The organism is Mucilaginibacter lappiensis (assembly GCF_050433765.1).
GTDB classification, from domain to species: Bacteria; Bacteroidota; Bacteroidia; order Sphingobacteriales; family Sphingobacteriaceae; genus Mucilaginibacter; species Mucilaginibacter lappiensis_A.
The window spans coordinates 122,267-136,072 of record NZ_JBNPWP010000009.1; the positions used below are offsets into that span (position 1 = coordinate 122,267).

12 protein-coding genes are annotated in these 13,806 nt (G+C 42.0%); 7 read left to right on the forward strand and 5 right to left on the reverse strand.

Translation table 11 applies throughout. From position 1 onward, the window contains the following. Positions 1-38 precede the first annotated feature (38 nt). On the reverse strand, positions 39-1,850 hold the full coding sequence (typA, locus tag M2273_RS23385; protein ID WP_429400202.1) for a translational GTPase TypA: 1,812 nt from the start codon (positions 1,848-1,850) through the stop codon (positions 39-41). 187 nt (positions 1,851-2,037) lie between these two features. On the opposite strand from typA, the gene M2273_RS23390 reads away from it, so the two are divergent. Beyond that, on the forward strand, positions 2,038-2,787 hold the full coding sequence (locus M2273_RS23390) for an ankyrin repeat domain-containing protein (RefSeq protein ID WP_429400203.1): 750 nt from the start codon (positions 2,038-2,040) through the stop codon (positions 2,785-2,787). A gap of 200 nt (positions 2,788-2,987) precedes the next feature. On the opposite strand, the gene M2273_RS23395 is transcribed toward M2273_RS23390, so the two are convergent. Both M2273_RS23395 and M2273_RS23400 read right to left on the reverse strand, forming a co-directional pair. Further along, positions 2,988-3,290 carry a GIY-YIG nuclease family protein gene (locus M2273_RS23395; RefSeq protein WP_429400204.1) on the reverse strand — a complete coding sequence of 101 codons (303 nt, stop codon included), beginning with the start codon at positions 3,288-3,290 and terminating at the stop codon, positions 2,988-2,990. A 188-nt stretch (positions 3,291-3,478) separates the two neighbouring features. Then, on the reverse strand, positions 3,479-4,339 hold the full coding sequence (locus tag M2273_RS23400) for an alpha/beta hydrolase (protein WP_429400205.1): 861 nt from the start codon (positions 4,337-4,339) through the stop codon (positions 3,479-3,481). Between the two features lie 175 nt (positions 4,340-4,514). On the opposite strand from M2273_RS23400, the gene M2273_RS23405 reads away from it, so the two are divergent. The 4 genes from M2273_RS23405 (at position 4,515) to M2273_RS23420 (ending at position 8,561) form a co-directional block, all read left to right on the forward strand. Beyond that, on the forward strand, positions 4,515-5,222 hold the full coding sequence (locus M2273_RS23405; protein ID WP_429400206.1) for an esterase family protein: 708 nt from the start codon (positions 4,515-4,517) through the stop codon (positions 5,220-5,222). 117 nt (positions 5,223-5,339) lie between these two features. Next, positions 5,340-6,446, forward strand: a complete 1,107-nt coding sequence (locus M2273_RS23410; protein ID WP_429400207.1) for an ATP-grasp domain-containing protein — start codon at positions 5,340-5,342, stop codon at positions 6,444-6,446. Between the two features lie 165 nt (positions 6,447-6,611). Further along, complete coding sequence (locus M2273_RS23415) at positions 6,612-7,709, forward strand: carboxylate-amine ligase (RefSeq protein ID WP_429400208.1); 1,098 nt, start codon at positions 6,612-6,614, stop codon at positions 7,707-7,709. A 3-nt stretch (positions 7,710-7,712) separates the two neighbouring features. After that, a complete protein-coding gene (locus M2273_RS23420; protein ID WP_429400209.1) occupies positions 7,713-8,561 on the forward strand; it encodes a type 1 glutamine amidotransferase in 849 nt (282 codons plus the stop codon). Between the two features lie 232 nt (positions 8,562-8,793). Here M2273_RS23420 and M2273_RS23425 read toward each other — a convergent pair whose 3' ends face one another. Beyond that, positions 8,794-10,131 (reverse strand): efflux RND transporter periplasmic adaptor subunit, encoded by a 1,338-nt coding sequence (locus tag M2273_RS23425; RefSeq protein WP_429400210.1) that lies wholly within the window; start codon positions 10,129-10,131, stop codon positions 8,794-8,796. Between the two features lie 56 nt (positions 10,132-10,187). Beyond that, complete coding sequence (locus M2273_RS23430) at positions 10,188-11,633, reverse strand: TolC family protein (protein WP_429400211.1); 1,446 nt, start codon at positions 11,631-11,633, stop codon at positions 10,188-10,190. Between the two features lie 98 nt (positions 11,634-11,731). Here M2273_RS23430 and M2273_RS23435 point away from each other — a divergent pair, with 98 nt between their 5' ends. Together M2273_RS23435 and M2273_RS23440 are read left to right on the forward strand one after the other, a co-directional pair. Further along, the gene (locus M2273_RS23435; RefSeq protein WP_429400212.1) at positions 11,732-12,355 is read left to right on the forward strand and encodes a polysaccharide deacetylase family protein; all 624 of its coding nucleotides are present in this window, start codon (positions 11,732-11,734) and stop codon (positions 12,353-12,355) included. Positions 12,356-12,515: 160 nt separating this feature from the next. Next, positions 12,516-13,625: a PQQ-dependent sugar dehydrogenase gene (locus M2273_RS23440; RefSeq protein WP_429400213.1), complete on the forward strand. Its 1,110-nt coding sequence runs from the start codon at positions 12,516-12,518 to the stop codon at positions 13,623-13,625. Positions 13,626-13,806 lie beyond the last annotated feature (181 nt).

The window sequence follows — 13,806 nt, forward strand, 5'->3', positions numbered from 1 at the left end:
GGCTCTTTCTTTTTTATTTATTACAAGCGGTTAATAAATTATTGGCTTGTAAACTTCTTAGCGTTAATCCTTCTTTCGTTCTCGTTCAGGAATATTTTACGCAAACGGATGCTTTGAGGAGTTACCTCAATGTATTCGTCGGCTTGTATGTATTCCATTGATTCTTCTAACGAGAATTTAATGGCAGGTGCTATCCTAACGTTGGTATCACTTCCTGATGCACGCATGTTGGTTAACTGCTTGCCTTTGGTAAGGTTAATAACCAAATCGTTATCGCGGATGTGTTCGCCTAATACCTGTCCTTCATAAATATCAACTCCCGGATCAACGTGGAAACGACCACGATCCTGTAATTTATCAATAGCGAAAGCAGTAGTTTTACCAGTATCCATTGATACCAATACACCATTTAAGCGGCCCGGGATCTGACCTTTCCATGGCTCGTATGCTTTAAAGCGGTGAGCCATAATAGCCTCGCCACCGGTAGCGGTCAATACGTTGTTACGTAAACCGATGATACCACGAGCAGGGATATCAAATTCAAGGTGCTGTAAATCGCCTTTAGGCTCCATTACCAACAGGTCGCCTTTGCGCTGTGTTACCAACTCAATAACTTTACCTGCAACTTCGCCCGGTACATCAACTATTAAAGTTTCAACCGGCTCACATTTAACACCATCAATTTCTTTAACAATAACCTGCGGCTGGCCTACCTGTAACTCATAACCTTCGCGGCGCATGGTTTCAATTAAAACTGATAAGTGAAGAATACCACGACCGTACACCAGGTATGAATCAGGCGATTCGGTTTCAACAACCTTAAGCGCCAGGTTTTTCTCCATCTCTTTGTATAAACGATCACGCAGGTGGCGAGAGGTAACAAATTTACCCTCTTTACCAAAGAAAGGTGAAGTATTGATGGTGAACAACATGTTCATAGTTGGCTCATCAATATGTATAACTTCCAGTTGTTCTGGTTTTTCAAAATCGGCAATAGTATCACCAATATCAAAACCATCAATACCAACTACAGCACAAATATCGCCAGAGCTTACTTCTGTAGCACGTACTTTACCCAAGCCTTCAAAAGTATATAATTCCTTTATTCTTGATTTTTGGATAGTGCCATCGCGTTTTACTAAAGATACCGGTTGGTTCTCTTTAATAGTACCACGGGCTACACGACCAATGGCGATACGGCCTACGAAAGATGAATAATCTAACGAAGTGATCTGCATTTGCAAAGTACCTTCAGCAATAGGAGCCGGTGGAATGTTAGCTAATATAGCATCCATTAACGGGAAAATATCCTCTGTAGGTGTTTTCCAGTCGGTGCTCATCCAGCCTTGTTTTGATGAACCGTAGATAACCGGGAAATCCAGTTGATCTTCAGTTGCTTCAAGGTTGAAGAATAATTCAAATATCTGTTCGTAAACTTCTTCAGGGCGGCAGTTTTCTTTATCAACCTTATTAACAACAACAATAGGTTTTAAGCCTAATGCCAATGCTTTTTGGGTTACAAAGCGGGTTTGAGGCATAGCGCCTTCAAATGCATCGCAAAGTAATAAAACACCATCAGCCATTTTCAATACACGCTCAACCTCGCCACCAAAATCGGCGTGACCAGGAGTATCAATAATGTTGATCTTAACGTCTTTATACATTACCGAAACGTTTTTTGATACGATGGTGATACCTCGCTCGCGTTCCAGGTCATTGTTATCCAATATTAATTCACCAGTTTCTTGGCCTTCACGGAAAATGGCGCAACTGTGTAAAATTTTGTCAACCAACGTGGTTTTACCGTGGTCAACGTGTGCGATAATCGCAATGTTTCTTATTTTTTGCATGAAAATGCTCCTAAAATTTGGCGCAAAGGTAACGTTAATATATCGCATTTTAAAGCTTTGCAAGCTTATAGAGAAACATTTATACAATTTAATTACCAAATAGTGTTAACAGCTTATAATTTAAAGTACTGCTCAGTTGAAAATTATAAAGAAAATCAGTTAAATTAGTTAAACATTTCACATAGTCATGCCTGATTACGTACAGTTACTTTATGATATGGAAGTGCATTCCGTTGCCGGGATACGCAGGTATTTTGAAGAGGGTGGTAACCCCAATGATGTACAGGAAGGAAAGCCAGTTTTTACTAAGATGGTCGAAATGTACACCCGTACTCCCCGTTTCAGGGATTGCATACTGGCTTTTATAGATGCAGGGTTGGATTTTGAAGATAAAGCGCTGCTCTCTGTTTTAATTGATGATGCCGAAAAATTAAAGGCTGCTATCAGTGATGCCCCTGCAGCGGCCATAACCAAAACATACGCCTTATTTAACAATACCTATACTCCCTTAATCGGGGGTACACTGTTGCATTTCTGTGCCGAATATAATAGTCTGGCCTGTGCACAGCTCCTTGTACAATATGGGGCTGATGTAAACGAGAAGGCCGGTTTGGATGAGCATGGCTTTGGCGGACATACCCCCATTTTTCATACGGTTAATCAAAACAGTAATAACTCGGCATCGATGCTGCATTTTTTATTGGAAAACAAAGCCGACTTAACCCATACCGTTAAAGGCCTGATATGGGGCAAGGGGTATGAATGGGAAACATTTATCCCGGCAGTAAACCCCATAAGTTACGCCATGATGGGCTTATTGCCACAAATGCACCGTAAAGAAAAAACTATAACCGATGTAGTGTCGCTGCTTATTAAACACGCGTACGGGATAGATTATACATCGCCTAATGTTCCGTGTAAATATTTAACGCATTGATCGTAAGGTGGGTATTCTTTTAAATTTGCCATTATATTCAAAGCTGTGTCATTTCGAACCCTTCTGAGTTGGGTAAAGCAGGGTAAGGGTGAGAAATCTTATACAACATGAATTGCAAAGCGTGTAAGATTTCTCTTCGCCCTACCACACAACTCCACCGCCGCTCATCGAAATGACATGGTTTGTTTTATAGTTAGGCGCTAATCGCCTACCTGATCGTTTAAAAAAATCCAATTAGGGTTTATGGATTCTATCAGATCATTTTTCTTCTCCCTACGCCACTTCTTAATTTCTTTTTCTCTTTCAATAGCATGTTCAATATGTGAAAAATGCTCATAGTAAACTAAATTGTAGCAGTAGTACTGGCCGGTGAATGACTTTTGAGTGCCTTTGTTTTCCCTATGCTGACGCAATCTGACGCTTATATCATTTGTAACCCCAACATACAACACTGTTTTCCCTGGGTTAGTAGTGATATAGACATAATAATTGTGATTCCACATTGTTGACCTAAATAAGTCATGTCATTTCGAACCCTCATGAGGTGGCCAAAGCAAGGGGAGGGTGAGAAATCTTATACGCCCTGTACAGAACATGTGAAATACATGGTATACAAGATTTCTCTTCGCCCCATCACACATCCTGCCCACTGCTCATCGAAATGACATGGTGGGTGATATCTTCTTTCTCCCTACCTCCCAAAAGCCCAGCTCAAAAACTTAGGCATGGCTTTGGCCCATGTTGCGGTATCATGGCTGCCGCCAACCACTTCCACATATTGTATATCGGCAGGGCGGGTGTAGCCTTTATCCTCCAAAGCTTTGATCAGGTCGATAGTATCATCAATGGCATCTATAATACCGTTTTTATTGCGGTCGGTTGTTTCATCCTTAGTACCGGTTTGCAGCCAAAATTTAAGATCAGGTTTCTCCGCGGTACTTTTAATAACCGAGTGCATGATGCGGTCAGCATCGGTATAACCCTTGGCCAGATCTTTCCCCCTCCACCAGAACGAGCCGGAGAACACGCCCACTTTATCAAACACATCAGCATTGTTCCAGGCAATATCAAAGGCCGACAATCCGCCTAATGAAAATCCCGCGTAAGCAGTAGTTTCAAAATCACTGATACCGGTTTGCGCTTTAATCTGCGGCAGCAATTCGGTTACAATAAATTCAGTATAAATATCGGCCTTTGAGCCGCGTTTTTTAAAGTCGGGTTTACCGGCAATTCCGTATTCCTGTATGCGGTCTTCACCGGCATGTATGGCCGCTACCAGCAGCGGTTTTATACGGTTAGTGCTATACAACTGCTCCAGTGTTGCTCTTAGTTCCAGGTTACCCAGCTCCTGGCCGTCGTTCAGCAATAACAAACTTAACGGTTCGGTCAGTTCCTCTTCATCAGGCATTAAAAGCGTGCAGGTAACTTCCCTGTTCAGCAGTTCGGAGTTTATAGTTATATTTTTTTCGGTGATCGTCATTTCAATTTCAGCCCAGCCCCAGTACATCTTTGTCTCCTTTTTAAAGGGCACAAAAGTAAAAATACTTTTCATTTTTTGGGATATTTAGCCTCACCTAATCCTCCCAAAGGAGAGGACTTTATTTTTGAACCCTCTCCTTTGGAGAGAGTAGGGTGAGGCTTTTTTATGCTAACCTATTAATTTATCAGACTGTTGCCTTTTTCAATCAAACCGCTTAACTTACAATCAGAAACCAAAACCCATTATTTTGACCGAAAAATATCACCGCTGGTACTCGCCAAACTTAAACACCGACCTGGAAATGCTGGTATTTGGCGACAGGGGTTTTCCGGTGATCCTGTTCCCGACAACAAAGGGGCGCTATTACCAAAACAAGGATTTCGGACTGATAGATAGCGTAAAATGGTTTATTGATGAAGGCTTGGTTAAAATATACTGCCCCGATACCATTGACGATCGCAGTTGGTACGATAAAGGCATTTCCCCTGCCGACCGCGCCCGCAACTATACCTGGTACGATAAAATGCTGCTCGACGAACTGGCACCCTGGGCCATGCACGAAACCGGTGTGGGTAAGGTAGCTATGGCAGGTTGCAGTTTTGGTGGCTACCATGCGGCCAACTTCGCCTTTAAACACCCGGAGAAGGTGGCGCATCTGTTTACCATGGGCGGCGCTTTTGATATTAAAATGTTTACCGATGGTTTTTATAATGATGATATATTTTATAATAATCCGGTTGATTTTTTACCCGGCAGCAACCAGCATGAACTATGGCAAATGAATATTATCCTCGGCACATCAGAACATGACATTTGCAAAGGATATAATTTACAACTATCAAACATTTTGGCTCAAAAAAACATTAACCATTGGCTGGATATACGCCCGAATGCCAGTCACGACTGGCCGATATGGAAAGAAATGTTTTCGCATTATTTATCAACCATTAAATAATTATTGAATTAGAGAGTTATTGAGTTATTGAGTTATTGAGTTATTGAATAAAGTTAAATAAACCCGAACTGACAACTGAAAAACATCATACCATCTAAAAACATCATACCATCTACCATGAAAAAAATAGGCATCTTATTCGGACAGGAAAATTCATTTCCACAGGCATTTGTTGATCGTATCAATCAAAAGGCAGAGAAAAACATCTCGGCAGAGTTTGTACGCCTTGATAAGGTGATGCAAGCCGAACCGCTGGACTACGCTGTGATCGTCGACCGGATCTCGCAGGATGTGCCGTATTATCGCGCAGCCCTGAAAAACGCTGCTATTTGTGGTACGGCGGTAATTAACAACCCCTTTTGGTGGAGTGCCGACGAAAAGTTTTTCAACAACGCGCTGGCTGTAAAATTGGGTGTACCAGTACCCAAAACAGTGATCCTGCCATCAAAAGAACTGCCCGATGATACTACAGAAAAATCCTTCCGCAACCTGGCTTACCCTTTAGATTGGGATGGTATATTTAATTACATCGGTTTCCCGGCCTATATGAAACCATTTGATGGTGGCGGCTGGAAAGAGGTTTACCAGCTGAACAATCGCGCTGATTTTTTTAAAAATTACGATAAAACCAAACAGTACGTAATGATGCTGCAGGAAGAAGTAGTATTCGACGACTATTTCCGTTGTTATTGCATAGGCGGCAAACACGTGCGTATTATGCAGTATGAGCCGCGCAACCCGCACCATTTGCGTTATGAACATGGTAAAGCCCCGGCATCTAAAAAAATACTGGAAACGATTAAAAACTATGTTATAAAACTGAATCAGTATTTGGGCTACGATTTTAATACGGTTGAGTTTGCTATTCGCGATGGCATACCTTATGCTATTGATTTTTGCAATCCCGCTCCCGATGCTGAGGTGACCAGTGTGGGTCAGGAAAACTTTGAATGGGTAGTTGAAACCGCCGCCGATTACGCTATTGAACGAGCCAAAAGCCAAAAGGACGGCCTGGATAACCTAACCTGGGGCGAGTATGTAAAAACATCGGCTGCCAAAACACCGCTGGTAAATGTAAGCGTTAAACCAGTTAAAGATGATGTTTCTGTAGGAAAAGTTGATCATGGGATAGAGGCTGAGGGAAAAGTAAAGAAGGAGAAGGTGGTGAAGCTTGTTAAAGAGAAAGCAGCGAAGGAGAAGCCTAAAAAAGTGGCAAAGAAATAATATACACTCATGTCATACCGAATTTATTTCGGCATCTCACGGGACAGACGAATTTCCTGTTCACAATTTGCAAATGAGATGCTGAAACAAGTTCAGCATGACATGATATTTTCCCATCGTTTGTGGCTTCACAGGCAAGGGCATAAAATGTAATACTAACCAATTATGAACGAGTTTACCTTAGGTGTTGAAGAAGAATTTATGGTGATTGACCCTGTTACCAGGGAGCTAAAATCGCATGAGCAAAGAATTGTGGATAGCGCCCAAAAGATCCATGAGGATCAGGTAAAGGCCGAAATGCACCAGGCCATGGTGGAAGTGGGCACCCATATTTGCCACAATACCCAGGAAGCCCGTAAAGAGGTAAGCAAATTACGCACTACGGTGGCCCAGCTGGCGGGCGATATCGGCTTGCGTATTGGCGCATCGGGCACGCACCCCTTTTCGCACTGGCAGCACCAACTGATCACTGATCATCCACGATATTTTGAAATTGTTGATGAGATGCAGGAGGCTGCCCGCTCCAATCTTATTTTTGGTTTGCATGTGCATGTGGGCATCCAGTCGCGGGATATGGCTATACATATCGCCAACCAGGTACGCTATTTTTTACCGCATGTTTATGCGCTATCAACCAACTCTCCTTTTTGGGAAGGTCGCAATACAGGTTTTAAATCGTTCCGTACCAAGGTGTTCGACAAGTTTCCACGCACCGGCATCCCTGATTATTATAGCAGTATTGAGGAATACGATAATTATATCAAACTGCTGGTAAAAACCAATTGTATTGATAATGCCAAAAAAATCTGGTGGGACATTCGTGTACACCCCTTTTTTGAAACCATTGAGTTCCGCATTTGCGATTGCCCTATGTTGGTTGATGAAACCATAGCCTTTACCGCGTTGTTCCAGGCCCTATGCGCCAAACTGTATAAACTGCGGCAGCAAAACATGAAGTTTATTACCTACTCGCGCGCGCTTATCAACGAAAACAAATGGCGTGCGGCACGTTACGGAATCGACGGTAAAATGATTGACTTTGGTAAGGAAATGGAAGTGAACACCCGCTCACTGGTATTGGAACTGTTAGATTTTGTTGATGATGTGGTTGACGAGCTTGGCTCGCGCGATGACTTGCAATACGTACACAAAATACTGGAACATGGTACCGGCGCCGACAGGCAGTTGGCCGTTTACCATCAAAATAATAACTTTGAAGACGTGGTTGACTACATTACCTCGCAAACATTAAAGGGATTATAAATAATGACAACAAATAAACCGGAAATCAGGGTAGCGATTCTTGACCTGTACGATGGGATAGCAAACGAGGGGATGCGTGGTTTCCAGGATATCTTGAACAGGTATAAAGCGCAGCACAATTTAAATTTAAGTTACCGCATATTTGATGTGCGCCGTCGCTGCGAAATGCCAAGGACAGATTTTGACATTTATATTTCAAGCGGTGGCCCCGGCGATCCGCTGATTACAGAAGGTACCGAGTGGGAAAAGAAATATTTCAGGCTGATTAATAAACTGGAAGACTACAACCTGTCAAACCACGCCGATAAAAAACATGTCTTGTTTGTATGCCACTCCTTCCAGCTCATGTGCCGCCATTACAAATTGGGCGATATCAATATGCGCTACTCACCATCGTTTGGTGTGTTGCCCGTGAACCAAACTCCGGTCGGTGCAAATGACCCCATTTTGGAGGGCCTTGCCAATCCGTTTTACGCGGTTGACTCACGAAGCTGGCAGGTGATTAATCCCGATGAAAAACGGTTTAAGGAACTGGGCATGCAACTGGTAGCTATTGAAAAGGAACGTCCGCATATTGATATGCCCCGTGCCATGATGGCCATCCGCTATAACGATTATTTTTTTGCCACCCAGTTTCACCCCGAAGCAGATGCCAATGGCATGAAAGCACTTTTATTAAAGGAAGAAAAAAAGGACGAAGTAATAAACGAACACGGCGAAGTAAAATATCGTGAAATGCTGGAACACCTGGATGATCCGGATAAAATAACATATACCCAGCATACACTCATCCCAAACTTTTTAAACCAGGCAGTGCTGAGCTTGCAGGGTACCACCACCTTGTCATCCTGAGCATAGCGAAGAAGAAGCCCCCTCTAAACGGCGGAGCCATCATGAACACAAAAAATAAATAATAATAATGTGAATAATCTCCCCCCAAAGGGGGAGACTTTAAAAAGCATTTTGAAGCCCTCTCCTATGGAGAGGGTTGGGTGAGGCCTCTTGACGCGTTTAATTATAAAAACAATAAAGCCGCAACCTTTTAAGGCTACGGCTTTGTTGTTAAATATATTTTCTCCTGCTGTTACTTAGCTTCTGCGTTAAACAGCTTTGATTTATCAACCTTTTCAACTTTCATACCATCGGCCAGGATTTTTGATATGGCTGCATAAGGGGCCGAAACCACTTCTTCGCCACCTTTTAATCCCGACAGGATCTGAATATAGGTATCGTTCTGAATACCCGTGGTTACCTGTACTTGTTTTAGTTTGCCGGCAGTATAAACGTACACATACTCTTTTGCTGGTGCACTGATCTGTGGTTTATTCTTACTATCATCCTTTGCAGGTGAGCTGGCGGCAGCATCTTTTTTCTCATCCCTTGTGGTTACCGATTGTATTGGAACCGATAAGCCTTTAACATGGTTTGTATTAATATCAACCGTGGCAGTTAATCCCGGGCGGAAAGGAGACGGGTTATCTACCGTTTTTTTAAGCAATCCTGCGTATGAGTTTGCATCGATGCGTACTTTAACTGTAAAGTTGGTCACCTGATCGGCAGTAGTACCAACCACATTGGCCGAACTTCCTATCTCAATTACCGCACCGGTAAACTTTTTACCTAAAAAGGCATCAATTTCAATATTTGCAGGGTCGCCTAATGAAATGCGGTTAATATCGTTTTCATTCACATCAACATTTACATCCATTTTACTCAAGTCAGATATGGTCATGATCTCGGTACCTGCAAATTGCTGGGTACCCAAAACACGCTCACCTTTTTCTATCGACAGCTTAGATACCACACCATCAACCGGCGAATAAATAGTTGTTTTTGCCAGGTTGTCCTGGGCTTCTTTAACCGATGCTGATGATTGGGCAAGGCCAAATTGCGCGCCAACTACATTTTGCTTGGCAGCTTCTAAAGCTGCTTTGGCACCCTCATAACTTGCTTTGGCGTTATCATACTCAGATGCGGTAAGCACCTTATTATCATACAACTCCTTACTACGTTTATAAATAGCAGCCTGGTTATTAAAGGTTGCCTCCGATTGCTTAAGCATTTGTTGGGAATTACCCACGCTTGCTTTTTGAGTGCTGTATGATGCTACTGCCCTGTCAAAACCCGACTTTAATATATCAGGCCTTATTTTACAAAGCAGCTGACCCTTCTTAACTACATCACCCTCTTTTATAGGCAGCTCAACCACCTCGCCCGATACTTCAGGGCTAATTTTAACTTCTATGTGCGGTTTTATTTTCCCACTGGCCGATACGGTTTCGTTAACCTCACGCACATCGGCTTTTTCAGTGGCTACCTGGGTTAAAGGGGGTTTACCAACCAGACCGGCAACCCTGGCTATTACGTACAATACGATTATTGCTCCCAGGCCAATCAAAATATATTTAGTAGTTTTTCCCATGACTATGCGTTTGGATATTTTTTATTTAATGTTTAAAATTTAGCTTACTTATTATATTATAATGTTATTGGATTGCCCAGGTAATAGTCAATCACTTTACTCCTGAAAATAACCTGATATTGTGCCTCTATCATGTCAAACTGTGATTTATTAAGGTTGGTTAATGAGGTATTATAATCAAGTGAGTTTACTAAACCAACTGTAAAACGTTGCTGCGTAATATTAAAAGCTTCCTTATTAGCCTGGTAGGTTTGCATAGTCGATTGGTATTTCTTTTCGGCCGCCTTTACATCCCATACAGCCTGGTAAATAATTTTACTCAGATTATTACGGGCCAGTTGTGCGCCTACCTGTGCATTTTGGGCCTGTATTTTTGCCTTACGTACCTGTGTGCGTGAGCTAAACCTGTTAAAAATAGGTATTTGTAAGCTTATGGCAATTGCCTGGTTAAAGTTATCGCTCAATTGCGTAAAAAATGGATTGCTCTTAAAAACTTGTGTAAAGCCTGGTTGCACAACAACCTGTTGTGTATTTTGCACAAATCCTATCGGAGTTAATGTTCCGTTAGCAGTTGCCGAGGCAAGCGTATTTTTCGCATCCGAAAAATTAGACCCTGCCTGCCCTATTAAACTAACAGTTGGGTAATAAGTACCTTTAGCAACCTTTATGGCTTGTTCGGCTGTCCGTTGCTGAGCTTCGGCAAGCAACACATCCGGGTTTACACCCAATGCCGTTTTTAATACATCCTGCGGATCGTAAATTGTTTTTATATCAGTCAACTTGCTGATATCCGGTTTCTCCACTGATATGTCAATGGCCGGGCTCATTTCCATATATTGTTTTAAGGTGAGCATTGATAATTCCAGCTGATTTTCGGCATTGGTATAATTCAGGTCGGCGGTTGATAGCTGGGCTTTGGCTTGCGAAAGATCGGCCAACGTTTGGTTACCTACATCAAAATTTTTCTGGGCCCGGTCTAAAGTTAGTTTTGCGATATCAATTTGCTGTTGTGATGCTTTTACCAGGTCCTGGTTGGTTAATACCTGAAGAAAAGTGGTAACCACATTTAGCACCAGGTCGTTTTTAACTTTAGTAGTAGCTGTTTTATTAGCATCAAGCGTTAATTTGTTTTGGATTATCTGGTTACGTAACTGCCCACCTTGAAATAGTGTGACCTGGGAAGAAATGTTTCCATAAAACTGAAGGATACGCTGATTAATGAACTGGTAAGTTGACTGGTCAATATTACGGCCAAAATTAAATCCTCCCTGTGGAGCCGCAGTTAAATTGGGTAATTGATTGTTTTTTGCTTGCTTCAGGTCTTCATCTGATAAAGCCTCGGTAAATTGCGCCTGCTTGATAGTTAAATTACGCTCAAGCGCAAGGTCAATTGCTTTTTGTAACGTTATTACTTCCTGTGCATTAGCTTTAAAACTAAGTACCGAAAACAGGAATGTGCCAATGAGGAATGTTTTAATGGGTAGTGATAATGTTGGTTTCATAAAGTTTTTCTATACAATGGTAAGCAACTGATGATTACCTTGCAATGTTCATTTTCGTTTATTTTTTAAAATAAAACATTTAACACCTATATTTTAATATGTATTTGGTTAAAACACCCTGGTTGCTCAAAAAACTATATCCTGAACTAATTTGGAACATAAACCAAACTAACCGTTGCATTTATCTCACTTTTGACGATGGACCTATACCAATTGTTACAACACACATATTAAATATTTTAAAACAATATAATGCCAAAGCCACCTTTTTTTGTATCGGGGATAATGTAAACAAACATCCTGATATTTTCAAGCAATTAATAACGGGCGGCCACGCTATAGGCAACCATACCTACAATCACTTAAAAGGCTGGAAAACTGATAATGAAACTTATCTGAATAATTTTTTGCAGGCTGATAAAATATTGAATACCCCGCTTTTTCGGCCGCCGTACGGCCGGATAAAAAAACGCCAGATCAAAGACCTGCAAGCCGCCCGGCCCGATATTAAAATTATGATGTGGGATGTGCTTAGCGGCGACTTCGACATAAATCTTACCCCCGAAGCTTGCTTAAAAAATGTAATGAAACATACAGAAGCCGGTTCGATGGTGGTTTTTCACGATAGCCTGAAAGCGTTTGACAGGGTGAAATATGTTTTGCCCAGGGCGATGGAGATTTGGAGTAAGGCAGGATATGAGTTTTGCCCCCTAATCCCCTGAAGGGGGTTGTATTAGTTTTTATTTACTAAGCCCGGTCAATCACCAAATTGTATAGATAATATGGGATAGGGCTTACCGGCTCCAGCAGCTAAGCTATCAAACAACAACAATTCACATAAAACCTTGTTATTCAATTATTACTCCACTAAATAATACGTAGATGAGAGCATGGATAACCTTAGCGGTTTTAGCGGGTATTTTATTATTTAGCACCTGTAAAAAAAGCCCAAAAAGCACCAATACACCTGATACACCTGGCAACGATTCAGCATTAACCGACAAAGTTTTAACTGATAAATTAACATTCCCATGGGAGGTTTTATGGGGGCCGGATAATAAGTTATGGATAACCGAACGCGGCGGCAAAATAAGTAGTATAGACCCGGTTACAGGCGCCATTACCCCCATAAAAAACATTAGCGATGTGGTTTCACGTGGAGAAGGAGGTTTACTTGGTATGGTCTTACACCCCGATTTTGCTACCACACCCGAGGTTTTTGTGGCTTATAATTATGACAAAAGCGGCACGTATATTAAAAAGATCGTAAAGTTTACTTACAGCGGCGGAACCCTGATCAATCCTGTGGTTTTGTTGGATAACATTCCTGCTGCCAGTATTCATAACGGAACCCGCCTTGCCATCTCTCCCGATAAAAAACTTTTTATAACCAGCGGCGATGCTTCAGAATCATTAAGAGCGCAGGATAAAAACAATCCGGCAGGTAAAATTCAGCGCATCAACCTGGATGGCAGTATCTCCACGGATAACCCAATAGCAGGCAGTGCTGTTTGGAGTTACGGTCACCGTAACTCCCAGGGACTTGTTTTTGTTGGCGACCGGCTTTACAGCTCGGAACATGGTAACGCGACTGACGACGAGATCAACATTATCCAAAAAGGGCGAAACTTTGGCTGGCCTAATGTAGAGGGTTATTGCAACACTAATGAAGAGAAATCCTTCTGTGCAGCAAACGATGTAGTTGAACCAATCCAGGGCTGGACACCTACTATCGCCCCATCGGGCATCGACTACTATAATAAAGAAGCTATCTCGCAATGGAAAAACTCATTGTTGTTAGCCGTACTAAAAGATTCGGAATTACTGCAGCTAAAACTAAACTCAGCTGGCGACAAAGTAGAAAGCGTGAACACCTTTTATAAAAACAAATACGGCCGCATGCGTAATGTTGCCATATCACCGGATGGCAAGGTATTTATTATAACAAGTAATGGGAGCAATGATAAACTAATAGTGGTGAGCGGGAAGTAGAACAGTTGGTGCTATGCCGGCTGCATTCCCCCTTCAGGGGGTTAGGGGCACCCTATTTAGAATATCTCCAAATAACATTTACACAATTGACTGACAGCTTTTACCTGTAATTTTTGTAAATTCGCCGCACTACGTTCAACTCAATGAACTTAGTGTCAATTCTTTTACTTTCACCTAAAAA

Bases quoted from the DNA above. Each gene is read 5' to 3' on its own strand.
- M2273_RS23430 (WP_429400211.1), bottom strand. From the start codon at position 11,633: ATGAAACCAACATTATCACTACCCATTAAAACATTCCTCATTGGCACA.
- M2273_RS23435 (WP_429400212.1), top strand. From the start codon at position 11,732: ATGTATTTGGTTAAAACACCCTGGTTGCTCAAAAAACTATATCCTGAA.
- M2273_RS23395 (WP_429400204.1), bottom strand. From the start codon at position 3,290: ATGTGGAATCACAATTATTATGTCTATATCACTACTAACCCAGGGAAA.
- M2273_RS23390 (WP_429400203.1), top strand. From the start codon at position 2,038: ATGCCTGATTACGTACAGTTACTTTATGATATGGAAGTGCATTCCGTT.
- M2273_RS23420 (WP_429400209.1), top strand. From the start codon at position 7,713: ATGACAACAAATAAACCGGAAATCAGGGTAGCGATTCTTGACCTGTAC.
- M2273_RS23440 (WP_429400213.1), top strand. From the start codon at position 12,516: ATGAGAGCATGGATAACCTTAGCGGTTTTAGCGGGTATTTTATTATTT.
- M2273_RS23425 (WP_429400210.1), bottom strand. From the start codon at position 10,131: ATGGGAAAAACTACTAAATATATTTTGATTGGCCTGGGAGCAATAATC.
- M2273_RS23400 (WP_429400205.1), bottom strand. From the start codon at position 4,339: ATGAAAAGTATTTTTACTTTTGTGCCCTTTAAAAAGGAGACAAAGATG.
- M2273_RS23410 (WP_429400207.1), top strand. From the start codon at position 5,340: ATGAAAAAAATAGGCATCTTATTCGGACAGGAAAATTCATTTCCACAG.
- M2273_RS23415 (WP_429400208.1), top strand. From the start codon at position 6,612: ATGAACGAGTTTACCTTAGGTGTTGAAGAAGAATTTATGGTGATTGAC.
- typA (WP_429400202.1), bottom strand. From the start codon at position 1,850: ATGCAAAAAATAAGAAACATTGCGATTATCGCACACGTTGACCACGGT.